Source organism: Collinsella sp. AM43-1 (genome assembly GCF_003467925.1).
Lineage (GTDB): Bacteria > Actinomycetota > Coriobacteriia > Coriobacteriales > Coriobacteriaceae > Collinsella.
Map to the genome: position 1 here is coordinate 111,187 of NZ_QSFR01000003.1, position 24,647 is coordinate 135,833.

The 24,647-nt window shown below is 61.5% G+C and carries 20 protein-coding genes and 2 tRNA genes; 7 read left to right on the forward strand and 15 right to left on the reverse strand.

All coding sequences use genetic code 11. The features are described from left to right. Positions 1–81 precede the first annotated feature (81 nt). The 4 genes from DW925_RS02200 to DW925_RS02215 all read left to right on the forward strand — a co-directional run bounded on the left by DW925_RS02200 (position 82) and on the right by DW925_RS02215 (position 3,728). Complete coding sequence (locus tag DW925_RS02200) at positions 82–2,421, forward strand: cation-translocating P-type ATPase (RefSeq protein ID WP_117790259.1); 2,340 nt, start codon at positions 82–84, stop codon at positions 2,419–2,421. Between the two features lie 147 nt (positions 2,422–2,568). Next, entirely contained in the window at positions 2,569–2,790 is a 222-nt protein-coding gene (locus DW925_RS02205; RefSeq protein ID WP_055310331.1) for a heavy-metal-associated domain-containing protein, read from the forward strand. A 45-nt stretch (positions 2,791–2,835) separates the two neighbouring features. Next, on the forward strand, positions 2,836–3,108 hold the full coding sequence (locus DW925_RS02210; protein WP_055285698.1) for a metal-sensing transcriptional repressor: 273 nt from the start codon (positions 2,836–2,838) through the stop codon (positions 3,106–3,108). A gap of 146 nt (positions 3,109–3,254) precedes the next feature. Next, positions 3,255–3,728: a hypothetical protein gene (locus DW925_RS02215; protein ID WP_117716904.1), complete on the forward strand. Its 474-nt coding sequence runs from the start codon at positions 3,255–3,257 to the stop codon at positions 3,726–3,728. A 133-nt stretch (positions 3,729–3,861) separates the two neighbouring features. Here the strand turns inward: DW925_RS02215 and DW925_RS02220 are convergent, their stop codons facing one another. The 5 genes from DW925_RS02220 to gltB form a co-directional block, all read right to left on the reverse strand. Continuing rightward, the gene (locus tag DW925_RS02220; RefSeq protein ID WP_233509051.1) at positions 3,862–5,232 is read right to left on the reverse strand and encodes an amidohydrolase family protein; all 1,371 of its coding nucleotides are present in this window, start codon (positions 5,230–5,232) and stop codon (positions 3,862–3,864) included. 408 nt (positions 5,233–5,640) lie between these two features. Beyond that, the gene (locus DW925_RS02225) at positions 5,641–6,702 is read right to left on the reverse strand and encodes a hypothetical protein (protein ID WP_147349508.1); all 1,062 of its coding nucleotides are present in this window, start codon (positions 6,700–6,702) and stop codon (positions 5,641–5,643) included. Between the two features lie 212 nt (positions 6,703–6,914). After that, positions 6,915–7,622 carry a hypothetical protein gene (locus tag DW925_RS02230; protein ID WP_117716907.1) on the reverse strand — a complete coding sequence of 236 codons (708 nt, stop codon included), beginning with the start codon at positions 7,620–7,622 and terminating at the stop codon, positions 6,915–6,917. A 426-nt stretch (positions 7,623–8,048) separates the two neighbouring features. Further along, on the reverse strand, positions 8,049–9,530 hold the full coding sequence (locus DW925_RS02235; protein WP_117716908.1) for a glutamate synthase subunit beta: 1,482 nt from the start codon (positions 9,528–9,530) through the stop codon (positions 8,049–8,051). A gap of 5 nt (positions 9,531–9,535) precedes the next feature. After that, positions 9,536–14,233 (reverse strand): glutamate synthase large subunit, encoded by a 4,698-nt coding sequence (gene gltB, locus DW925_RS02240; RefSeq protein WP_117716909.1) that lies wholly within the window; start codon positions 14,231–14,233, stop codon positions 9,536–9,538. A 566-nt stretch (positions 14,234–14,799) separates the two neighbouring features. Between gltB and gpmA the strand changes: the two genes are divergently transcribed. Together gpmA and DW925_RS02250 are read left to right on the forward strand one after the other, a co-directional pair. Further along, positions 14,800–15,546, forward strand: coding sequence for a 2,3-diphosphoglycerate-dependent phosphoglycerate mutase (gene gpmA / locus DW925_RS02245; RefSeq protein ID WP_199577027.1), 747 nt, complete (start codon positions 14,800–14,802; stop codon positions 15,544–15,546). Positions 15,547–15,621: 75 nt separating this feature from the next. After that, positions 15,622–16,878 carry an Nramp family divalent metal transporter gene (locus DW925_RS02250; protein ID WP_117790262.1) on the forward strand — a complete coding sequence of 419 codons (1,257 nt, stop codon included), beginning with the start codon at positions 15,622–15,624 and terminating at the stop codon, positions 16,876–16,878. A 307-nt stretch (positions 16,879–17,185) separates the two neighbouring features. Here the strand turns inward: DW925_RS02250 and DW925_RS02255 are convergent, their stop codons facing one another. The 6 genes from DW925_RS02255 to DW925_RS02280 all read right to left on the reverse strand — a co-directional run bounded on the left by DW925_RS02255 (position 17,186) and on the right by DW925_RS02280 (position 19,773). Continuing rightward, a complete protein-coding gene (locus DW925_RS02255; protein WP_055251878.1) occupies positions 17,186–17,329 on the reverse strand; it encodes a rubredoxin-like domain-containing protein in 144 nt (47 codons plus the stop codon). 89 nt (positions 17,330–17,418) lie between these two features. Further along, on the reverse strand, positions 17,419–17,922 hold the full coding sequence (locus tag DW925_RS02260) for a flavin reductase family protein (protein ID WP_055251877.1): 504 nt from the start codon (positions 17,920–17,922) through the stop codon (positions 17,419–17,421). A 208-nt stretch (positions 17,923–18,130) separates the two neighbouring features. Further along, positions 18,131–18,601: an SsrA-binding protein SmpB gene (gene smpB / locus DW925_RS02265; protein ID WP_006235325.1), complete on the reverse strand. Its 471-nt coding sequence runs from the start codon at positions 18,599–18,601 to the stop codon at positions 18,131–18,133. Further along, the gene (locus DW925_RS02270) at positions 18,591–19,508 is read right to left on the reverse strand and encodes a hypothetical protein (protein WP_117790263.1); all 918 of its coding nucleotides are present in this window, start codon (positions 19,506–19,508) and stop codon (positions 18,591–18,593) included. Before DW925_RS02270 ends, smpB begins: the two co-directional genes overlap by 11 nt. Positions 19,509–19,605: 97 nt before the next feature. Continuing rightward, positions 19,606–19,682 (reverse strand) — tRNA-Glu (locus DW925_RS02275). 17 nt (positions 19,683–19,699) lie between these two features. Further along, positions 19,700–19,773, reverse strand: a tRNA-Gln gene (locus tag DW925_RS02280). 266 nt (positions 19,774–20,039) lie between these two features. Between DW925_RS02280 and DW925_RS02285 the strand changes: the two genes are divergently transcribed. Beyond that, on the forward strand, positions 20,040–20,450 hold the full coding sequence (locus tag DW925_RS02285) for a hypothetical protein (protein ID WP_117629499.1): 411 nt from the start codon (positions 20,040–20,042) through the stop codon (positions 20,448–20,450). A 72-nt stretch (positions 20,451–20,522) separates the two neighbouring features. On the opposite strand, the gene DW925_RS02290 is transcribed toward DW925_RS02285, so the two are convergent. The 4 genes from DW925_RS02290 to DW925_RS02305 form a co-directional block, all read right to left on the reverse strand. Next, entirely contained in the window at positions 20,523–20,882 is a 360-nt protein-coding gene (locus DW925_RS02290) for an arsenate reductase family protein (protein ID WP_117583016.1), read from the reverse strand. A 122-nt stretch (positions 20,883–21,004) separates the two neighbouring features. Beyond that, on the reverse strand, positions 21,005–21,586 hold the full coding sequence (locus tag DW925_RS02295; RefSeq protein WP_158551657.1) for a VanZ family protein: 582 nt from the start codon (positions 21,584–21,586) through the stop codon (positions 21,005–21,007). A gap of 104 nt (positions 21,587–21,690) precedes the next feature. Continuing rightward, entirely contained in the window at positions 21,691–22,296 is a 606-nt protein-coding gene (locus tag DW925_RS02300) for a recombinase family protein (RefSeq protein WP_117790264.1), read from the reverse strand. A gap of 177 nt (positions 22,297–22,473) precedes the next feature. Continuing rightward, on the reverse strand, positions 22,474–24,609 hold the full coding sequence (locus tag DW925_RS02305) for a ribonuclease R family protein (protein WP_117790265.1): 2,136 nt from the start codon (positions 24,607–24,609) through the stop codon (positions 22,474–22,476). Positions 24,610–24,647 lie beyond the last annotated feature (38 nt).

Below are 24,647 nucleotides of genomic sequence, written 5' to 3' on the forward strand. Positions count from 1 at the left end.
TACTGGACACCCCCAGGGGGTATGGGTGTATAGTATCGGTTGGTTAACATTTCCGACACTACGTCACAGAAAGGAGAAACCATGGCTCAAGATAAGTTCGACGTGGGCGGCATGACATGCGCCGCCTGCCAGGCGCACGTGGACCGTGCCGTGAGCAAGCTCGATGGCGTCGAGAGCGTCGCGGTCAATCTGCTCGCCGGCTCCATGATGGTCGACTATGACCCCGCGCAGGTCACCCCCGACGACATCTGCACCGCCGTCGATCGTGCTGGCTACTCGGCCTCACCCGTCAGCACGGGCACCGACGCCGCCCAAAGCGGCAGTACGCAAGCCAGGTCCGGCGCCGCCCATATGGAGTCGCCCACCAAAAAACTGGAGGCCGCCGCCTCTGCCATGCGCACTCGTCTCATCGTCTCGATCGTATTCCTCATCCCACTGTTCTACATAGGCATGGGGCACATGCTTGGCTGGCCGCTGCCCGGCATTTTCACCGACCATACCCACAGCATGACGCTCGCCCTCACCGAGCTCGTCCTGCTTATCCCCATCGTCTATGTCAACGACGCGTACTTTATCAACGGGTTTAAATCGCTCGCGCACGGCGCGCCCACCATGGACGCCCTTATTGCCGTGGGCGCCACCGCTTCCGTCGCCTGGTCGTTCTATGCCATGTTTATCATGGCCGACCAGCTGGCCGCCGGGCAAATCCACGAGGCCATGATGACGAGCATGGGCAACCTGTATTTTGAGAGTGCGGGCACGATCCTGTCGCTCGTCACCGTGGGCAAATACCTCGAGACACGCAGCAAATCCAAGACCGGCGGCGCCATCGAGGCGCTCATCGACCTGGCGCCCAAGAGCGCGACCGTCGTGGCAGAGGACGGCACCGAGACCACCGTCGACGTCGACAGCATCCTTCCCGGCCAGGTCCTGCGCGTACGCCCCGGAGAGTCCATCCCCGTCGATGGCGTGGTGCTCGAGGGCAGCTCGGCCGTGGACGAGAGTGCGCTCACCGGCGAGTCCATCCCCGTGGAAAAGACCGCCGGTGCCACCGTCAACGCGGCCACGGTCAACCGCACGGGCTCGTTTACCTTCCGCGCCACGCGTGTGGGCGCCGACACGTCGCTCGCCAAGATTATCCAGCTCGTCGAGGACGCCAACACCACCAAGGCGCCCATCGCCCGCATGGCCGACAAAGTCGCCGGCGTGTTCGTGCCCGTGGTGTTTGTAATCTCTGCCGTAACTTTTGTGGCGTGGATGGTGCTGACCGGAAGCATCAACGAGGCGCTCACTTCCGCTGTCGCCGTGCTGGTGATCAGTTGTCCGTGCGCGCTCGGCCTGGCCACGCCCGTCGCCATTATGGTGGGCACCGGCAAGGGCGCCGAGATGGGCATTCTGTTTAAGAGCGCTGAGGCGCTGGAGAACCTGCGCAGCGTGGGCACCGTGGTGCTCGATAAGACGGGCACGGTCACCCGCGGCAAGCCGGCCGTGACCGACATTGTGGTTGTCGCGCGCGCCGACGGCTCGCCCGCTATGAGTGAAAAGGCGTTACTGAAGCTCGCTGCCGCGCTGGAGCGCTCGAGCGAGCACCCGCTGGCCGAGGCGATCATGGCCGAGTGCGAGTCGCGCGGAATCGTGGCGCGCACGGTCGAGGACTTTGCCGCCGTGCCTGGACGAGGCGTTACGGCGCGCGAGGGACAAAACGTCATCGCTGCCGGCAACGTGCGCCTGATGGTCGAGCTGGGCGCGAAGGTGCCCGCCGGCCTTGCCGAGCAATTTGCCGCCGAGGGCAAGACGCCGCTGTTCTTTGCCAAGAACGGCGAGCTTGTCGGCACCATCGCCGTGGCTGATGAGGTCAAGGAGACGAGCGCCGAGGCCATCGCCGCGCTCCGCAAGCTCGGCGTCGATGTGCGCATGCTCACTGGCGACAACCGCGTGACGGCCGAGGCCATCGCCCGCCGCGTGGGACTGAGCAGCGAGCAGGTCATCGCCGACGTCCTCCCCGCCGACAAGGAACGCCACGTGCGCGAACTGCAGGATGCGGGCGGCAAGGTCGCCATGGTGGGCGACGGCATCAACGACTCCCCCGCCCTGGCGCGCGCCGACGTGGGCCTTGCTATCGGCACCGGCGCCGACATCGCCAAGGAGGGCGCCGACGTGGTACTCATGCGCAGCGACCTCATGGACGTCGCCCGAGCCATCGAGCTTTCACGCGCCACGATCCGCAACATCAAGCAGGACCTGTTCTGGGCACTGTTCTACAACGGCATCGGCATTCCGCTGGCGGCGGGCGTGTTCTTCCCGCTCACCGGATGGCAGCTCTCGCCGATGTTTGGCGCCGCGGCCATGAGCCTGTCGAGCGTGTGCGTCGTAAGCAATGCTCTGCGCCTGCGAACCTTTAAGCCTAAAGTGGCAAAATAGGCTCACTATTACGTCCATTTAGAACGGGTTTTCCAGGTGCCAGAGATTGACCTGAAAGAGGAGCGACGCGTACTTTGGTACGCGAGCGACGGCTTGAAGGTCAAGGTCGGGTGTCTGGGAAAGCCGACACAACAGAGAGGAATACCGATGCGATACACAATCAAGACTTCCGGCCTCATGTGCGGCCACTGCGACGCCACCGTCGAGACGGCGTTGCTCAACGTTGCCGGCGTGACCGACGCCGATGCCGATCACGAGACTCAGACCGTCCAGGTGGAGTGCGCCGACACCGTGACCGCCGAGCAGCTCGCCGCCGCTGTCGAGGCCGCGGGTGAGAAGTTCCACGCCCTTTCGGTGACCGCCGCGTAACGACCCGCAGGTACCCCCCCCCCCGACCAGAAACGAGGACCCGCCATGATGGCAGACCACAAATCGGTAACCCGCATGCTCAAGACGGCACGCGGCCAGATCGACGGCATCTTGCGGATGGTCGATGAGGACCGTTACTGCGTCGATATTTCCACGCAGCTCATGGCAACGCAGGCGCTCATTGCGCGCATCAACGCCGACGTGCTCAAGGCGCATATCGAGGGCTGCGTGACTTCGGCAATCGAATCGGGCGACGAAGACCTCAAGGCCGCCAAGCTCGCCGAGATCGAACGCGTCGTCGACAAGCTCTCCAAGTAATTGGGGCATTGGGGACGGACTGCTTTGCACCTTCTTGGTGCATCGGGGACAGGTATGTTTGCACCACCTTGGTACAGATTGACCTGTCCCCCTTGCTCTAAATCGGGTATAAAGGCGTGCAGCATATCGAACGAAAGGCAATTTGCATGAATGACTTTATGAAGGGCCGCAATGGCGCCGATGAGCTCACCATCGTTATGGGCTTTGTCGGCATCGTCATCGCGATGATCGGATCGATAGCCCATATCCAGTGGCTCAGCTGGATTGCCATCGCCGTAATCGTGATTGGCGTGCTGCGCGGCCTGTCCAAAAACATCGACGCACGTCGCAAGGAAAACGCGGCCTTTGTCGCCGCGACCGCTAACGTCCCCGGCCTGGGCAAGTTCGTAGCGAGCTTGGGTAGCGGCGCCGCGGCTGCCAACGCCTCGCGCACGGCCGGTACCAGCAAGGAAGACTTTGAGCGTGCCAAGCGCACGGCCAAGAAGATGTGGAAGGGTCGCAAGACCACAGCATACCTCAAGTGCCCCAACTGCGGCCAGATGCTCTCCGTCCCCAAGGGCAAAGGCAAGATCCGCGTCACCTGCCCCAAGTGCCACGCCAAGATGGAAACCCGCTCCTAACGCCCGCACGCGGGACAAATTAATCAGGTTTGTTTGTCCCAAATCTTAAGTATTTGTTCGATAAAAAAGCCGAGGCCTCGTGTTGAGACCTCAGCTTTTTGCATGCGGCAACGGAGCTGCCCCTTTGTCACATCTACGCCACACCGTCGCGGGCAAGCTCCTCGGCCAACGCCTCGGCAGGCATGGCCATAATCGCGTCGAGCTCGGCGTCCACCTCGGGAATACGCTTCACCTTGAGCTTGCGTACCAAATCACCGCGACACATCACATGCGTCGGCTCACGCAGAGTGCACAGGTCATCGAGCGGATTCTTGCGCGTCACCAGGATATCGGCGGCCTTGCCGCACTCGATCGTACCGGTCTCGCCGCCCAGCCCCAGCAGCTCGGCGTTGACTTGCGTAGCCGTATGCAGCGCGAAGGCGTTGCTCACACCGACATACTTGGCAAAATAGGCCACCTCACGCCACATGTCGTACTGCGTCACGAACGGGCAGCTTGAGTCCGTGCCCAGGCCCACCTTAATGCCAGCTTCCAGCGCGGCACGGGCGCTCTCGATGATGCCCGAGCACACGATGTCGCCGTTCTTCTTTTGTGTATCGGTCGAATGGGTCTTTTCCGGGTCGAGCAATACAAACGGCAGCGCCGGGCTGATCGTGCAGGTCACGCTCGGCGCGCGTCCCTCGAGCTGTGTGCCCGCGGCGCCGCGATACAGCTCCAGGATCTCGGGCGTCATCGGGGCACCGTGCTCGATCGTGTCGACCCCGGCCTCAAGCGCGGCCTTCACGCCCTCGGTGCTCTCGACATGAGCCATAACCGGCAGGCCCACCTCGTGCGCCGCCTTGCACGCCGCCGCGGCAACATCGATCGGCATGCGCAGCACGCCCGGCTCGCCAACTTCGGTCGCGTCGAACACGCCACCCGTCACGAACAACTTGATGACGTCGGCACCACGAGCGTACAAGTCGCGCACCTGTTCGGCCGCCTCGTCGGGCGTATTGGCGACCTGCGCGAACAGCCCCGCGCCGTGGCCACCCGGCACTGTAACGCCCGTTCCCGGCGCTACCAGACGCGGACCCTGATACTTGCCGGCATCGATAGCATCGCGCACGGCGATGTCGGCAAACAGCGGGTCACCCGCACCGCGCACCGTAGTCACGCCGCTTGCCAGCTGCTGTTGGGCGCTGCCTTTGAGGATGTGGCGAACGATGGCGCGGCCCACGGGATTGTCGAGCTTCTTCATCAGCGCGCCCGCATCACCCGCCGAGACCGGCTTGCCCGAACCGCACAGATGCACGTGCATATTGATGAGGCCCGGCATGAGATACGCCCCTGCCAGGTCGATGACCTCGGCCCCCGCTGGAGCTTGGGCCACAGCGCTCGGTCCCATCCAGGTGATGATGCCACGCTCGACGACCACGGCCATATCGGGCTGCGGCTCCATATGCTCCGAACCATCCAGAACGGTCGCATTGATAAACAATGTGGGACGATCGGCAGATGCCATATCGAGCTCCTCCCTCACGAGCAACTTGAACATTTGTCCATTATCACCCAGTGCGGCAGGGTTGCTGCGGACATATCGGTTAACGGAGAAAGGATGAGACACGGAGAACGGAATGCATTGCAGTCCCATCCCAGCGACATCCGGGAAATGTCTAGATCTGTAACTGGTAGACCGGGTTTTAGCAGCCAGATGTTACAGATCGAGATCTTTCGGCACCGCGTCCAACCTTTGTCTCAATCTGTAACAAGTAGACAGGTTTTCGGCCTCTAGATGTTACAGATCGAGATATTTTAGCGGCAGCCAACCTTCTGTCTCGATCTGTAACAGTTGCGAGGCCAAACGGCCCCTTGTTGTTACAGATCGAGACAAACTCGGCAGGAACAACCACATCCGCGTCAGTTACACCCCTCAGCGCCCATACCACTGCCGCCTCCACTGCTCAGCCAAATCGGCCCACTGCGGAATGCCCGCCAGTCTCATCTTTTCAGCCAGCTTCCCCGGATTCTTGAGCTCATCAAACGTAAACCTCAGCACCTTATGTCCGAGCATCGTCAGATGAGACTCTCGCTGACGTTCTGCCACGAACGGGTCGACCGACTCCCGACCCTCGTCGTTCTGTAAGGCATACTTTCCCTTTCCATCGAGCTCGCCAATCACGCACGTCCCGTCCTCGAGCCTCCAGAAATAATCAACGCGAAACACTTGGCTCGAATCAAGCGGGTCACGAAACTCCACCTGCAACTCTGGCACCGGAAAACCGTATGCAATAAAGAATGCCCGGAACCGAGACTCGCCACCGTTTTCGGACAGCCCGTCCGCATGCGACGCAATCACCTGAGCTCTGCGATATCCGCGTCTGCCCTCGCAATCGGCCTGGAGCCGTTCGCAGAGGTCGTCGCGCGATATGCCCTTCGCCCGCAGCGCAGAATCGGCGATCGCCAGACCATACGAAAACGGCGCACGCAGCAGACAGTCCTTCACCGTGCGCCAAAACGGCGTCACTCGCACGCCGTCGACGCGCTCAAGCGCACCCGCCGCCTGCGGACGCAACAGCCGGCATCCTGCACTCAGCGGCACCGAGCAACCTGTCTTAACAAGAAATCGCGGCCCAAGCAGATCATTTGGCACCTCCAGACCCCACAAAAGTGCCGCGTCGTAACCCCAAAACGCCCAATCGGGATGAAACTCCGCAAGCCCTTTGATGGTCCGCAGCGCTCGCTCCGTCGGCGTCAACGCATCCCAATCATGCTGAAAACAGAACAGGTGCGACTCAGGCTCCGCGATATCGTCGGTTCCCACATGGCGCCGCAGCCACATGAGCTCGGCATTGTCGTGCGTCACAAGCAGCACGCCTAGTTCAGCCGCCTCCGTGAGCCTGGCAAGCATCCTATTCCGCGCCAACGTGTTGCGAGCCGTATGCTTGTGTTTGAGAACGGTATTAGACACTTCCATCACCACCACATCGGACAAATGGACCATTGTCACCGTTGCCTCCGCTGATAAACGTCTTGATCTGTAACAGTTAGACGTTCTCCAGGCCCCTAAACGTTACAGATTTAGACAAACCAGCGGCGCCCAGGTATTCGTCTCGATCTGTAACAGGTAGACCGGTTTTTTGTCCCTAAACGTTACAGATCGAGACATAAAGGCAGAAGGCAAGGCAGGCGACAACCGTCCATCCCCTACTCCCATTCCTGTTCGTAGATGTTGAGCGACTTTACGTACCGCCCCTGGGCGCCCATGATGTCGCGGACCAGACGCAAGAAGAAGCTGATGCACGAGGTGTCAAAGCCGTCCTGCAGGTCCTCCGGATGCACCGCACCCGGCCCATCGACCGCCGTATCGCTCAGCCGCGCGATGTCATACAGGTAGAGCTGTCCCGCCGTAAGCCAGACATCGTCGACGCAGGCGAGGCGCACCGCAATCGCGCCGTCACTCCAGTGCTCCTTCTGCACGATATGCGGATCGTAGACATCAAAGCGATGATCGGTGCGTGTGTCCTTCAGCGCAACCATGCCGTTCGCAGGATCCTTGTCCAAAATGCCAAAGCGCGAGAAATACTGCGTGTCGCGTACCTGCTCGAGCCGCTTGAGCGAGGCAGGCGAAAGCGATGCCGGCGGCTCGTCAACATACAGCTCGAGCAGCGTCTTGCCATGGCGATAGGGGCGCTCGAAGAGCAGCCAATCGGTAAATGCCATGTTGTAGGCCATGATTTCGTTTTGCGAAGGCTCGGTGCAATAGCTGAGCCACGGGTCGACAATGATCTCGAACTGTTCGCGCGCCGGCTCCAAAAACTGGAACTTCCGCAGCATCCAAAAATGGGCCATGTCGGCAATATCGTTGCCGACGGCTTCGGCTAGCTCTGCTCTGTCAAAAGCGTGGTCAGTCATGGCATCCTCCTCAAACTGATGGACCTCAATTTGAGCTTACGAGGAAGGTGGGCAGCCACGACCAGCGCGGGCAAAATAGGCCTCCGACTGCAAACCAGATACTGACCAAACACTTGACGAAAAGCTTGATCGAAAATGCGCACCGCAACAAAACCGCAGGTAGACATAGACGGCCAACCCGCCCTTTTGAGCCAGATGCCCGCAGCCACCACAGAAACAACAGGTGACCACAGCCCGAGAAGTCGACAAATGAACATCCGTACGTCGACAAACGAGCAAACTGCTCGCAAATCCGCAAGGAGTGTCCCCGAGTGCCGACAGAAAAGGAACGTCCCTAACTGCCGGCACTTAGGCGGCACTTAGGGACGTTCCTTTTGTGCCGGCCGTTGGGGACAGCCCTTGACGATTCAGCTGTGGGCAGCAGCCTTACAGCGCCAGCGCGTCGGCGACTTCGGCAGCGCAGGCCAAGGCGTCGGCCATAGCGTTCACCACGAGCGAGCTGCCGTTGCGAGCGTCACCGGCAACATACACCGGCGCGGCATCCGCGGCGACGCCCTCCGTGCGAGCCGCGAGATGCGAGCCCTCGGCAGCCATCACCGGCAGCGGACGACCAGCGATGGCAACAGGCACGCTCACCGCATCGAACACGCCGTGCTCCGGACCCGTAAAGCCGCAGGCAATGAGCACCAGCTGCGCCGGCACCTCGTGCTCGGAGCCCGCGATGCGCTCGGGCTTTCCCGCCGACCAGTCCAGATCGACCACGCGCAGACCCGCAGCCGCACCCTTCTTGTCCAACAGCACCTCGAGCGTATCCACGCCCCAGGCACGCATCTCACCACCCATCGCAGCGATAGCCTCCTGCTGGCCGTAGTCGGTCTTCTTAACGTTGGGCCACTGCGGCCAGGGGTTGCTCGCCGCGCGCTTATCGGGCGCAGCCGGCAAGAACTCAAACTGGCGCACGCTGCGCGCGCCCTGACGCACCGCGGTACCCACGCAGTCGTTGCCGGTATCGCCACCGCCAATGACCACGACGTCCAGGCCGCGTGCGTTCACCGCGGGCTTGCCGCCATCGAGCACCGAGACGGTCGAAGCCGTCAGGTAGTCCACGGCATACACCACGCCCGGGGCATCAATGTTCGCAGCCGAAAGTCCACGCGGAGCACGGGCGCCGGCAGCCACCACGGCGGCGTCAAAGTCGTCGAGCCTGGCGGTAACCTTGGGATCGCTCACGTCGGCGCCCAGCTCGAACACAATACCCAGCTCGCGCATGAGCGCCACACGACGCTCAACCACAGACTTCTCGAGCTTCATGTTGGGAATGCCGTACATGAGTAGGCCGCCGGGGCGGTCGTCGCGCTCAAACACCGTCACGCGGGCACCGCGACGTGCAAGCTCCCATGCTGCCACCAGGCCAGCCGGGCCGGAACCAACCACGGCGACCGAGGGCGCGTCCTCCCCTGCCGGCTCAAAGCGACGTGGGCCGCCGTTGGCCCACTCATGGTCGCTGATCGCACGCTCGTTATCGTGAATCGTCGTGGGTTGGCCGTCGACCGAGCCCAGGTTGCACGCGGCCTCGCACAGTGCCGGGCACACGCGGCTCGTGAACTCAGGCATGGGCGAGGTGAGCGACAGGCGCTCGGCAGCCTCAACCCAGCGGCCGCGGTACACCAGCTCGTTCCACTCGGGAATCAAGTTGTGCAGCGGGCAGCCGCTCGGACGTGCCTTGCCAAAGCTCGCGCCCATCTGGCAAAACGCCACGCCGCACATCATGCAGCGGCTCGCCTGGGCGCGACGTGCGTCGTCATCGAGCTCCACATACAGGGGATCAAAATCATGACTGCGCTCCTCCACGGGACGCAGCTCGTGGGTCACGCGATCGATATCAAGAAAAGCACCGGGCTTATCCATGGCACTTACGCCTCCTTCTTGGTCGAAGCAACAGGGCTGGCAGCCACGGACGCAGCACCCGCAGCACCGCCCGCAATATCGAAGCGAGCGACATCCGCGGCGCTCGCGCGACCGGTCACAATGTCAAACGCCAGCTCCTCTGCCTGCGCATGCGTCTTACCGGCAGCCTCGCTCGCAGCGACAATCGCCAGCACACGCTCGTACTCGGTCGGAATGACCTTCACAAAGTGCTTGCTCATCGTCTCAAAGCTGTAGAGCAGCTTGATGCCGCGCGGGCTCTGCGTCGCGTCCACGTGCTCCTGGATGAGCTCGCGAATCTGCGCCAGCTCGCCGGCAGTCGGGGCCTTGAGCTCAACGCTCTCGTGGTTCACGCGGGCATCGAGCGTGCCGTACTGGTCAAAAACATAAGCCACGCCACCCGTCATGCCGGCAGCGAAGTTCTGCCCGACCTCGCCCAGGATGAGCGCCAGGCCACCCGTCATGTACTCGCAACCGTGGTTGCCGCAACCCTCGACCACCACGGTGGCACCGGAGTTGCGTACGCCAAAGCGCTGGCCGGCCAGGCCGTTGATGAAGCCACGGCCGCTCGTGGCGCCAAAGAACGCAACGTTGCCCACGATGATGTTCTCGTCGAACTTGTAGGTCGCATGCGGATTGGGGCGCACCGACACCTCGCCGCCCGAAAGGCCCTTGCCAAAGTAGTCGTTGGCGTCGCCGCACACGTTGAGCGTAATGCCGCGCGGCAGGAACGCGCCAAAACTCTGACCGGCTGAACCATCGCAATCGATGGTAATGGAGCCGGCGGGCAGGCCCTCGGGATGCGCCTTGGTCACCGCGTTGCCCAAGATGGTGCCGACGCAGCGGTTGACGTTGGCGATATCGGCGCGGAAGCGTATCGGACGCAGGTGCGCACGGGCATCGGCCGTATAGGGCACAAACAACGTGGAGTCGAGCGTCTTGTCGAGCTCGCTGTCGGCAGCCATCTGCGGCAGGAAGTGACGACCGTCGGCACCCGGAATATGGGCACCAAACTCACAGGTCGCGCTCGCCAGCACGGGCGACAGATCCAGCAGGTTAGCCTTGCGGTTCCCCGGGACCTCGATCTGGCGCAAGCACTCGGGATGGCCGACCATCTCGTCGACGGTGCGGAAGCCCAGGCTCGCCATGACCTCGCGCAGTTGCTCGGCAACAAAGAGCATAAAGTGCTCGACGTGCTCTGGCTTGCCGCGGAAGCCGCGACGCAGGCGGCAGTTTTGCGTAGCGATGCCGGCGGGGCAGGTATCCTGCTGGCAGTCGCGCTGCATGAGGCAGCCCATCGAGATGAGCGGCATGGTCGCAAAGCCAAACTCCTCGGCGCCCAACAGGCAGGCGACAGCAACATCGGTGCCGTCCATGAGCTTGCCGTCGGCCTCGAGCACCACGCGCGAGCGCAGGCCGTTTTGCAGCAGCGTCTGCTGAGCCTCGGCAAGGCCAAGCTCCAGCGGCAGACCGGCGTGCCAGATCGAATCGCGCGCAGCGGCACCCGAGCCGCCATTGTGGCCGCTGATCAAAATCTTGTCGGCAGCACCCTTGGCAACACCAGTGGCGATGGTGCCGACACCAGCCTCGCTGACCAGCTTGACCGACACGCGCGCACCGGGGTTGGCGTTCTTAAGGTCGAAGATCAGCTCGGCCAGGTCCTCAATGGAGTAGATGTCGTGATGCGGCGGAGGCGAGATCAGGCCGATGCCGGGCGTGGACTGACGGACCTCGGCAATCCAGGGGTAGACCTTCTTGCCGGGCAGGTGGCCACCCTCGCCGGGCTTGGCGCCCTGGGCCATCTTGATCTGAATCTCGAAGGCGCTGCACAGGTAGCGGCTCGTCACGCCAAAGCGCGCACTTGCCACCTGCTTGATCGCGGAGTTCTTGGAGTCACCGTTAGCCAGCGGGGTCTCGCGACGCGGATCCTCACCGCCCTCGCCCGAGTTGGAACGGCCGTGCAGGCGGTTCATGGCGATGGCCATGCACTCGTGTGCTTCCTTGCTGATGGAGCCGTACGACATGGCGCCGGTGTTAAAGCGGCGGACGATGTTGAGCGCGGACTCGACCTCGTCGAGCGAAACCGGCGTGCGGCCGCTGGCATCAAAGTCGAGCAAGTCGCGCAGACGCACGGTACGGCCGGTGCGGTGCAGGCGGGCGCTGTACTCCTTAAAGGTGTCGTAGCTGTCCTCACGGCAGGCGGTCTGCAGCAGGTAGACGGTCTGGGGGTCGATGAGGTGTTCCTCGCCGCCGAGCGGGCGCCACTTGGTCAGGCCCAGCGTGGGCAGCTGATCGGGAGCCGGGCTCTTAAGGATAGCGAGCGCGGCGTCGTAGCGCTCGTTTTGCTCGCGTTCAACGTCCTCGACACCCATACCGCCCACACGGCTCACCGTGCCGGCAAAGTACGCGTTGACGAACTCCGGCGTAAAGCCCACGGCTTCGAAGATCTGCGCCGAATGGTAGCTCTGCACCGTGGAGATGCCCATCTTGGACATGATGGAGACGATGCCGGCGGTCGCAGCCTTGTTGTAGTTGGCGATGCCCTGCTCGGCCGTCACGTCCAGGTCGCCGCGTGCCGCCAGATCGCGGATGCACGCATGTGCGTTGTACGGATAGATGCCGCTCGCGGAGTAGCCCACCAGTGCCGCAAAGTCGTGCGGGGACACGGCGTCACCGCACTCCACCACGATGTCGGCAAAAGTACGAACGCCGGCGCGGATCAGGTGGTTGTGCACGCAGCCCACGGCGAGCAGCGACGGCACGGGCACCTCGCCCGCAGCGGCACGATCGCTCAACACCACAATGTTCACGCCGTCGCGGACCGCAGCCTCAACGTCCTCGGCAAGCTGTTTGAGCGCAGCCTGCAGCGCGCCCTCGCCGGCATCGCGGCGGTAGACGGCACGGAAACGACGGGTCTTAAAGCCAACACGGTCGATGGCACAGATATGCTCGAACTCTTCCTCGTTGAGCAATGGGCGCTCCAAGCGCACCAGCTGACAGGCCGTGCGGGAATCCTCGAGCAGGTTGCCGTGGTTGCCCAGGTAGAGCGTGGTCGAAGTCACCATGTGCTCGCGCAGGGCATCGATCGGAGGATTCGTGACCTGAGCGAACAGCTGATAGAAGTAGTCAAAGAACGAACGCGTCTTCTTGGACAGGCAGGCCAACGGCGCATCGATACCCATCGAGGCGAGCGGGGCCTTGCCCTGCTGGGCCATGGGGCGCACGACCTCGTCAACATCATCCCAGTGATAGCCGAGCTTGGCCATGCGCACGGCGGCGGGCACCTCGGCATCCTCGGCGGGCGCGGGCGCGGCGGGCTCATCGAGCGCGTCGACGGTCAGTGTCTCCTCGGCAATCCAGTCGCGGTAGGGCTTCTCCTTGGCATAGCGGGCGCGCAGCTCGTCGTTGTAGATCACGCGGCCGCGGGCAAAATCGACCTCGAGCATCTGGCCCGGTCCCAGGCAGCCGCTCGTCAGGATGTTCTCGGGGCTCACCTCGATGGTGCCCACCTCGCTTGCCAGCATAAAGCGGCCATCGCGCGTCACGTAGTAGCGGGCGGGGCGCAAGCCGTTGCGGTCGAGGGCGGCGCCCAGCGTGCGACCGTCGGTAAAGGCGATGGCCGCCGGGCCGTCCCAGGGCTCCATGAGCATGGACTGGTAGGCGTCGTAGGCGCGGCGCTCCTCGCTCAGACTGTCGTTGTGGTCCCACGGCTCAGGCAGCAGCATGGACGCAGCGCGCGTAAGCGGGCGACCGTTCATAACCAAAAACTCGAGCACGTTGTCCAAAATCGCCGAGTCGGAACCCTCGCGGTTGATGATGGGCATCACGCGCTCAAGATCGTGCTGCAGCACGGGGCTGTACAGGTTGGGCTCGCGGGCGCGAATCCAGTTGACGTTGCCCTTGAGGGTGTTGATCTCGCCGTTGTGGATGATAAAACGGTTGGGGTGCGCACGCTCCCAGCTGGGCGTGGTGTTGGTGGAGTAGCGCGAGTGGACGAGCGCAACGGCCGTCTTGACAGCGGCGTCGTTGAGATCGATGAAGAAGCGGCGCATCTGCGTGGCGACGAGCATGCCCTTGTACACGATAGTGCGCGAGCTCATGGAGCAGACGTAGAAGATCTTGTCGCGCAGGGCAAACTCGGCATCGGCCTTCTTCTCGATAGTGCGACGGCACACGTACAGGCGGCGCTCGAAGGCGTCACCCGCCGGCGTATCGTCGGGGCGGCCCAGAAAGGCTTGCAGAATGGTGGGCATGCAGGCGCGTGCCGTCTCGCCCAGGTCGTGCGGGTCGACGGGCACCTCGCGCCAAAAGAGCAGCGGCACGCCGGCCTCGGCGCAGCCCTCCTCAAACACGCGACGGGCATCCTCTACGCCCTTGTCGTCCTGCGGAAAGAACAGCATGGCCACGCCATAGTCGCCCTCTGCCGGCAGAATCTGGCCGCACTTTTGAGCCTCTTTGCGAAAAAAGTGATGCGGAACCTGGAACAGGATACCGGCACCGTCGCCGGTGTTCTTCTCGAGTCCCGTGCCGCCGCGGTGCTCCAAGTTGACCAGAATGGACAGCGCGTCGTCCAGAATCTGGTGATGGCGCTCACCGTTGATATCGGCAAGTGCGCCGATGCCACATGCATCGTGGTCGAATTCGGGGCGATAAAGGCCCTGCTGTTGAGCGGAATCTGCCTGCATCGCGATCCTCCCCTAGATATTTAGACAGTCAGTTGAATAGGCATAGTAGGAGCATCGCCGACCCGTTGTGTTTCCCACCCGTTTCGAAACAATCGCGTAACGCACGCCCTACGAGTGGACACCGCCGACCTCAAGGGCGACAACATAGGCCCCAAGTTCGGCCTGTTAGCTCACCACTTCAAACATCTCAATCTGTAACACGAAGGCCCAATTACGACGACTAACTGTTACAGATTGAGATGTTTTCGAGAGACAGTTCCGAATGTCTCGATCTGTAACACAAAGGGCCGGTTTTGGCGGCAAACTGTTACAGATCGAGACATTCCATAGGACCATTTCTTCCTGTCTCGATCTGTAACACCTAGGCCCAATTTCCATCCCTCGTTGTTACAGATCGAGACATTTCGGCAGCCCCCTTTCACCATCCCATTCAAATACAACAATTTTGTTAGTCTTGGTTAACTTTTAAGCTTAAAACGGGTATCCTTTGCGGCGTCAAGCAAACGGCACGCACACCGTGCCAGATCAAGGAGGCCCCTATGGCGCACCAAGCAGACCAGCAGACGATGCAACTCGTCCTCATCCGTCACGGAGAGTCCGAGTGGAACAAGCTCAACCTGTTCACCGGCTGGACCGATGTTGAGCTCACCGACACGGGCCGCGAAGAAGCCGCAGCAGGCGGTCGAGCCCTCAAAGAAGCCGGTTTCGACTTTGACGTCTGCTACACTTCGCGCCTCAAGCGCGCGATCCACACCCTCAACATCGTGCTCGGCCAAATGGATCGCGAGTGGCTGCCCGTCATCAAATCCTGGAAGCTCAACGAGCGCCACTACGGAGCGTTGCAGGGTCTCAACAAGGCCGATGCCGCGGCGGAGCACGGCGACGAGCAGGTGCTCATCTGGCGCCGCTCCTTCGATATCTGCCCGCCGGCACTCGAGCCGAACGACGCGCGCGATCCCCACACCCAGGAGCAATACCGTGATGTCGCGCCCGATCAGCTGCCCTATACCGAATGCCTCAAGGACACGATCGCCCGCGCCTGGCCCTATTTCGAAGACGAGATTCGCCCCCAGATGCTCGCCGGCAAGCGCGTACTCATCGCCGCACACGGCAACTCCCTGCGCTCACTCGTCATGAAGCTCGAGCACCTCACGCCCGAGGAGATCCTCAAGGTCAACATCCCCACCGGCGTGCCGCTCGTCTACACCTTCGATACCGATTTCAATGTCCTCGACAAGCGCCACGTCGGCGACCCGGCGACCATCGCCGCCAAGATCGACGCCGTGGCCAATCAGGGCAAAGCGCACAAGTAGCCCCAACCCAAATCCGACGCGTGGCGCCGCACGACCCAGATGCGACGTCACGCCGCCCATACGCAGGAGCGCACCATGCTCAACCATCTCAAACAACACTTTGGCTCCCGACGCACCGGTGGTCACGGAGGCCTAGACATTGCGCGGCATATCGGCCCCGGGCTGCTCGTGACCGTCGGCTTTATCGACCCGGGCAACTGGGCCTCCAATATGGCCGCGGGCTCGCAGTTTGGCTACGCGCTGCTGTGGATCGTCACGCTGTCCACGATTATGCTCATCGTGCTGCAGCACAACGCGGCGCACTTGGGCATCGCCACGGGCGCCTGCCTTGCCGAGGCCACGACCCGCTTTCTCCCCCGCATCGTGGGACGCGCGGTGCTCGGCAGCGCCTATCTCGCGACCATCGCCACCGCCATGGCCGAAGTCCTGGGCGGCGCGATTGCCCTTCAAATGCTCTTTGGGCTGCCCGTGCGTGCGGGCTGCGTCATCGTGGCGGCAGTATCGATGGCGATGCTCATGACGAACTCCTACAAGCGAGCCGAACGCTGGATCATCGCCTTCGTAGGCGTGGTAGGACTCTCGTTTTTGGCCGAGCTTGCACTAGTCAAGGTCGACTGGCCGCAAGCCGCCGCAAGCTGGATCACGCCCAGTATGCCCACTGGCTCTGCCGCGATTATCGTGAGTGTCCTGGGTGCGGTCGTTATGCCACACAACCTTTTTCTGCACTCCGAGGTCATCCAATCCATGCACTTCGAAGGCCAAGGCGAGCAGGTTATCGAAGAGCGTCTGCGCTACGAGCTCTTCGACACGCTCTTTTCGATGGGCGTGGGCTGGGCAATCAACTCGGCCATGGTCATCCTGGCCGCAACGACCTTCTTTGCGCACGGCATGGTCGTAGACGACCTCGCCGTCGCAGCGGCCACGCTCTCCCCCATTCTGGGCCCGGCGAGCTCGACCATCTTTGCGGTAGCGCTGCTGTTCGCGGGACTATCGAGCAGCGTGACAGCGGGCATGGCGGCGGGGACCATCACTGCGGGCATGTTCGACGAGGAATACGATATCCACGACCGACATTCCTCGATCGGGGTGGCGGCCTGTTTCGTCGGCGCAGTGACGGCGTGCCTGGTCGTCCCAAATCCTTTTGAAGGTCTCATCTGGAGTCAGGCACTGCTGTCGCTTCAGCTACCGATTACGGTCTTTGTGCTCATACGGCTCACCAGTTCACCCCGCGTCATGGGCAAATACGCCAATTCGCGCCCGCTCAACGCGCTGCTCGTAGGGATTGGTGCCGTCGTGACGATTCTCGATGTCGTGTTGTTGACAGGGATGTAATGGGGCGGGGCACCTATCTAGGCAAACGTCTCGATCTGTAACATCTAGAGCCGCTTTTGATGTCTAGATGTTACAGATTGAGATCTGCTGCCGGACGGTTTTGGTTTGTCTCGATATGTAACAAGTGGGCCCAATTTCCACCGTTAGATGTTACAGATTGAGACAAAAGGTCGGCCGGACTCACAACAGACAGGATCGGCCAACAGCAACCGTGATCCCTTGGGGGCGGAGGAAAAGGGCCCCGACCGAGAATTCGACCGAGGCCCTTGAACAGAGCTATGTTCGGCTTTCGCCGTGTGTCTGCGAGCTACTCCTCGACGAGCTCAAACTGATCGGGACCGACGCCGCAGACCGGGCACACGTAGTCCTCGGGCAGCTCGGGCGTATCGACCTCAACCTCGTAACCGCAAACGACGCACACGAACTTATACGTCTTCTTCTCCTCAGCCATGATGTTCTCCTCTCAAACGCGACTGGTGATGTACTTCATTTATCAGTATAGATTCTCAATAATATAATGCAAGTATTTTTAAAACATTTCTAGCCTTGATACGAGGACGCCTTCGGAGGCGTCTTGCCCTTCAGGACCTTATGGTAGTAATCGTAGGTGAGCGGCGTCTCGTCACTCAAGCGCTCGGCATCCTCGACCTCGCCGATAAACAGTAGATGCGTGCCAACATCCACAGTGTCGATCAAATGGCAGCTAAACAGGGCCGCCGCGTGCTCGGGCACATAGGGCATGCCCAGAGCCGTCTCGCGGGTCTCGTATTTGGCAAACTTGTCATAATCGCTGCTAGTGCGGAACCCAAAGTTACCGATGTAGAGCATATCGGCGGTCTGATCGATCACGGTCAGCGCGAACGCTTTGGCCGAAGCGATGACGCCCGAGGTGACGTTGTCCTTGTTCACGGCAACCGAAATGCGCGGCGGCATGGACGTCACCTGCACCGCAGTGTTGATGACGCAGCCGGCGCGCAGCCCGTCTGCCGCGGCGCTCACCACGTACAGACCGCTCGGCATGGTAAAGAACGCAGTTTTGTCCATAACAATCACTCCCCTAACCCGGGTTGGAACCTCATGGATGTATGTACCCACAAAAAAGGCGGCGCCCACAACGGACACCACCTTTGAGACATATGTGTCAAAACAGTATAAGCAAGATGAGACGCCCGCAGTTGCGGTGAAATAAGGACTGAATAGCCCCTCAAACAGGCAAAACAGTCCGTATTCCACCGCAACTTATGAAGGACGGTCAGCGGTTGCGTTCCTTGAGGGCGCGGTCGATCTCGCGCTGGACATCGCGCTTGGCCATATCCTCGCGCTTGTCGTAAAGCTTCTTGCCGCGGCCTAGGCCCAGCAGCAGCTTTACGCGGCCGTCGGTATTAAAGTAGAGCTCCAGCGGCACCAGCGCATAGCCGCGGTTGCGAAGTTTGCCGTCAAGAAAGTCGATCTCCTTGCGGTGCAGCAGCAGACGGCGCCGACGGTCGGGATCGCGATTCCACACGCCACCATGGCTATAAGGGTGGATATGCAGGCCGACGAGCCAGCACTCCCCACCACGAATCAGTGCGAAGGTATCGGTAATCTGGCACGCGCGCTCGCGAATCGACTTGACCTCGGTACCGCTCAGCTCAATACCGCACTCAAACGTCTCATCGATAAAGTACTCGTGATGTGCCGAGCGATTCTTGGAAATGAGCTTGCGCTCGCGCTTACTGGGCATCGCCGGCCTCCTTGGCGCCATCGGCGTTTGAGCCCGCAGCCTCGCGCTTTGCCCTGCGCTCGGCATTAAGCTCGGCATCGCTCTCGCGCACCAGTTTGATAATCGCCGCGCAGGCCTCCTCGCCCACCAAATCGCGAGCACACACCGTCAGGCGCGTAGCCTCCTGCTTGTCGCCGTCGCTTGCAGCATCGGTCGCACACATGATCAGGCAGATGGCAATCTCGGCCGAAGGCGAGGTCGGCACGCCCTGCAGGGCGAGCTCACCCATCACATGGTCGTCACTCTCGTCCGCGGCATCCGGATAGGTGGTATGGATCTTGTTGAGCAGGCGCGTCGTATGCGCATCGTTGGGCGCCAGGCGCAGCGCCAGACGCGCGCAGCCCACGGCAGCCGAAATGTTCTCGGTCTCGGGCTCCAAGAAGTACTGACCCAAGTTGGTGTAGGCGCGTGCGGCGCACTTACCGTCGCTCGCGCGCTCCAGCACCGAGAACGAGAGCGATGCCCACTCCTGCTTGTCCTCGAGCGCGCGGAACAGCTCGGCCAAGTCCAAGCGATAGTTGCAGTTCATGGGATCCCAACGCACGGCCTGCATCAGGGCATTCCGAGCACTCACATAATCCTGCTGGCGAATGTAGGCAAACGCCATGTCGGAGTACAGGCGGTCAAAGGGAACCTCGACCTGCACCAGCTCGCGCGGATCCTTCTCCACACGGCGATAGGCCAGGCGCTCAAACTTGCTGTCGAAGCTAAAGTACTGGCGCTTCTCCTCCGTCTTGCACTCAGCGTCGATATACTCCTCGGCGAGCTCCACCAGACGCTCAAGCAGCGGCGTCGCCGTAGCCAGGTCGCCCTGCGCCAGATAGTTCTCGGCATACGTGATGTCTTCCAAGCTGATAGGCAGGTCCATGACAACTCCTCGGTCCGGGCGGCAGACTCAACGCGCGCCTTAAATATCGGTCAATACACAAAACCCGGGTCTCTTACGAGGCCCGGGCGTTCAATTTTGGTAGCCCGTACCAGATTCGAACTGGTGATCTCCGCCTTGAGAGGGCGGCGTCCTAAACCGCTAGACGAACGGGCCATATGTAGCAAATGCAATGGCTGGGATGGAGGGAGTCGAACCCCCATTGACGGAACCAGAATCCGCTGTCCTGCCATTAGACGACATCCCAATGACTGCATCGCTGCGCTCGGCTGTGCCTTTGCGCAAGAAAGAAATATACGGGAAGTCCGGCCGTGACGCAAGCCCCAATTTTGACTTTTTTGAAATTCAGTCAAATACGGCCAACACGTGAAGGACCTGTGAAGTCGACCGCTGCACACGAAGGGCAAAACGCCGCGAGCGGTAGCCGTCAACCGTTGGCAGATTCTACCGCGAAAACGATAGCACCAGGCAACACAATCGAAGTATCAATGATCACGTAGATATCGAGGCGCCATGGACGAAGAGCTTGATTACCTATGGGAGACCCTGGGCCTCGAGATCACTGCTGACCTTTGGCCCGAACGGGACAAAATCCATCCCACCCTGCGCCCCGCCATCACGGTGATGCAGGCAAAATACCGCCGTGCATCCTTTTTGATCATGCGGATGTCATGGCACGCGGGACTCCCCGACCTTAAGCGAATCCAGGCAAGCCTCGTCGAGCTGTCCGGTATGCCGACTGTCATATCCGAGGCGCACCTGGAGCAGCGCCAACGCGAGCGACTGCAACAGCAGCGGATTCCCTTTATCTGCCCCGGTGTTCAGGCATATCTGCCCTTTATGGACGAGGAGTACTGGAGCGGCAAGCCCAACAAGCACGTAAAGGTCTACGGTCCGCACGAATGGGCACAGCTCAAGGATTGAGCCGAGCGAGCCCTCCGATGGAAAACACGTCCCACCCCGAGCGCTCAAAACGGGTCGCACTTTCCGCAGCCGCTACAGCAGCGCCTCGGTCCAAGCTGCTTCCCTAAAGCCGGGAATCGCAAAGTCGTCGCCCACCAACAGCGGACGCTTGACCAGCATGCCGTCGGTCGCCAGCAGCTCGTAGCACTCCCGATCCGTCATGCCCGCATCTAGACGCGCCTTCAGGCCCAGCTCTCGATATTTCATGCCCGACGAATTAAAGAAGCGCCGCACCGGCAGTCCCGAACGAGCAATCCAGGTCGCAAGCTCATCAGCCGTGGGATTGTCCAAAACGATATCGCGGTCGATATACTCTACCCCGTGTTCGTCCAGCCATGCCTTGGCCTTCTTACAGGTCGAGCACTTGGGATATTCAACAAACAGTACGGTCATGGGATTTCCTTTCTTAGAGAAAACAGGTGTCCGGAAAACTGCACATCGACGACCACTCGCGATTGCAGCCGTTATTGTAGCCAATGTCGAAGCATAGGCAGTCGCGATGTCTCGTCTTAAGGCTAGCGCCTCGCATGGGCGCCGATCGGCCGAGTCGCATAGCGCACCAACGCCGCTGCCAGCAATACCAACAGCATGGCGGTGACATAGCCCGCAGCATCGAATCCTAAATCGATAACGTCGAAATGCCTGCCGGGAACAAAGATCTTATGTACCTGATCGCCAACGGAGCAGACGGCGCAAAAGAGCAACACGGGCACGCAACGGGAGCATACGCTCCAAGGACGCCTGGAAAAGCAAACCACGACCACCGAGGCGAACAATCCGACGAAGAAAAACTCTACGGTATGGGCAACGCGACGGACGTTCGTGCCCACCCACATGCGAATGGAAGCAAGTCGGCCAGACCGGACATTCGAAGCAGCCGAATCGGTGCCCCCGGTCATCCCGTTCTCGGTCTGAGCTTCACCCGCGACATCGGCAGCCTGAACGCCCGTAGCCTGACCCTCCACCACGCGCGCGGTGGACTCGCTCAGCAACGACGTCTCCACCGCATTTTGCTCCGTCAGCACCCAGATGCCCGCCAGCGTTGCAGCGAACAGAATGATCGCGGTCCATCCGATTATTTGTTTTACGCGCGCCAAGGGCCTACCTCCTTTTTTGAATATCAGCGAGTGTAGCCCCAAATGGCATCGTCACCGTATCAAAATTTGAATCGCAACAGGAAGCGACAAAGCGACGCAAACCCCTACCCCGCCTCGCGCATCCAGCGATCGAACGTCCCCACGCACACGCCCAGGCACTTTGCCGCCTGGCTGCGGGTAATATCGCCCGCCTCATAGCTATCGCGCACCAGCTCAAACTGAGGAGGGCACGGCTTGCGAGGTCGACCGAAACGGACCCCTCGCGCCCGCGCCGCTGCAATCCCCTCCGCCTGGCGCCGATGAATATTCTCGCGCTCCACCTGCGCCACGTAGCTCAGCAGTTGTAGCACAATATCGGCAATCAGGGTATTGGTCACATCCGGCGCGCCGCTGGCCCTGGCGCGCGTGTCAAGCAATGGCATGTCCAACACCACAATGGCAACCCCGAGCTCCTTGGTAATGCATCGCCATTCCTCAAGAATCTCGGAGTAATTACGGCCAAGCCGGTCGATAGAAAGCACCACCAGCACGTCCCCGTCTCCCAGGATGTGCAGCAGCTCGCGATACCGCGGGCGATCGAAGTCCTTGCCGCTCGCATGGTCGGCATAAATATTCGCCGAGCCCACGCCATAGGCGCCCAGCGCATCCAGCTGCCGATTTAGATTCTGATCGCGCGAACTCACCCGCGCATAACCATACACCGTCGCCATCTCATCCCCGCTTTCTTGTAAACCTGCCAAAAAGGGACAGGTTTATTTTGGTAGGTTTTACCTCTCGAATAGCAGGTAAGCGGGCGGCCGAGCGGACGGCAAGGTAGCTATGATCCAAATGCGGAGGGCGGCCCCGAAAGACCGCCCTCCGCTCTCCCGCCATGAGTCGAGATTTGGCTAATGGATAAGCTTAAAGTCCAAGTGCCCACGCGTGGTATTGACGCGCGAAACCTCGATAATCACGCGCTGGCCCAGTTCATAGCGAGTCCCCGTGTCGGCGCCCGTCAGCGTAAGCGCATCCTCGTCGAACTCGAACCACTCGTTGCCCAGACTCTTGATCGAAACCAAGCCTTCGACCTGCGTCAGGTCCAAGCGCACAAAGAGGCCCATGCTGCTGACCCATGAGACCGTTCCGGCATAGCGCTCGCCCAGGCGATCCTCATAGTACTGGGCAATCTTGATCTTTTGCGTCGCATGGCTAGCGGCATCTGCCGCGCGCTCGGCATCGCTGCATGCGCGGCAGATCTGCGGCAGAATGCGCGGCAGCGACTCGCGCCCCTTGCCGATCAGCCGCGGTGTACGGACCAGGGCGTCCTTGCCGCCGAGCTGCTCATAGGCCAACTGCAGTTTGAGCACGCGGTGCACCACCAGATCGGGGTAGCGACGGATGGGACTCGTAAAGTGACAGTAGCACGGCGCGGCGAGCGCAAAGTGGCCCTCGTTGCGCGGCTTGTACAGTGCGCGCTGCATGCTGCGCAGAAGCAGCGTGTTGACGAGCGGTGCGTTGGCCGTACCGGCGGCAGCATCAACTGCAGCCTGTAGCTCATCGGGACTCCCCAGGGCGATACCGGCAGCACGGCGATCGTCGATGATGCCCAGCTGCGCCAGCGCAACGGCGGCACCGTGCAGGCTATCGGGGCTCGGATCCTCATGCACGCGATAGCAGGCCTCGATATCACGGTCTGCCAGCCACTCTGCAACGCACTCGTTGGCGAGTAGCATGGCTTCCTCGATAAGCGACGTGGCACACGAACGCTCGCGCGCCACAATCTGCACGGGTACTCCGTCCTCATCCAATAGAGCGCGAATCTCGGCCGTGTCAAAATCGACTGAGCCGCGGGCACGACGAATACGACGGCGAAGTTCGGCGAGTTCGTTGGCGGCGACAAGGAAATCGCCGAGGTCGACGTTATAGCCGCGAGCAGTTTCCTCGCACGCAAGACCGCGCTCAAGCGCCTCCTCGCGCGAGGCCTCAGCAGCCGCAACATCCTCGGCCGCACCCTCCAGCACCCCATACTCCACCGCGCCGGCACGCACCAGCAGCGCCTCGGCGCCGTCATAGTCCATACGCACACGCGAGCGAATCACGCTGGGGTACGGATCGTAATGCCGCACGCGACCCTGCGCATCGAGTTCAATGTCAACGGTAAACGCAAGACGGTCCTCGTCAGGGCGAAGCGAACACAGGTCACAGGACAGGCGTTCGGGCAGCATGGGAAGCACGCGATCGGCCAGATACACCGATGTCGTACGATGGCGAGCCTCAAGATCGATATGCCCGTCCCAAGCCACATAGTGAGAAACGTCAGCGATATGCACACCCAGCTTGTAGCCACCCTCGGGCGTGCGCTCAAGCGAAATGGCATCGTCAAAGTCGCGCGCGTCGACCGGGTCGATCGTGATGACAAAGCGGTCGCGCAGATCGCGGCGGAGCGGGTCCTTAAGCGCCGCGGACACATCGAGCGAAAGTCCCTCGGCCTCGTCCAGCGCGGCCTCGGGATAGCTATCGGTATAGCCGTAACGCGCCATCACGTATTGAACGCCCAAATCGGGCGCGTCATCTCCGCCAATGCGGCGTTCGATCGTCACGGTGCCCGATTCCAGGCGCGTCGGGTAGGTCAAAATGCGCGCGACAACGGCATCACCCGGGTGGACGCCCAGACGATCCGCCGAGGTATCCTCGGGCAGAATGAAGAAGTCGGCCTTCAGGCGCGAATCGAGCGGCTCGATCACACCGAGCGGACCAGCGGCCTGGTACGTACCCACCACGCTTATGGCTGCGCGCTCAACCACGCCCTCGATCACGGCGCGCCGCTCACCGTGCGGGCTGTTCTTAATGCTCACGGCAACGGTATCGCCATCCATGATCTCGCGCTTACCGCGGCCCATAACCTTGTAGTCGCCGCTCTCGGTTATGACATAGGCGCCATGCTCATGGAGCTGCACGCGCCCGGTCAGGCTCGGACGGCGTTCGCTGCGCACCGGCCCACGCTTATTGCGGGCACCGCGCTTATGCTTGTTATTGCGCCCCATGGCGCCTCCTTGCTATCGATGACGAACTCCAAAGAGTC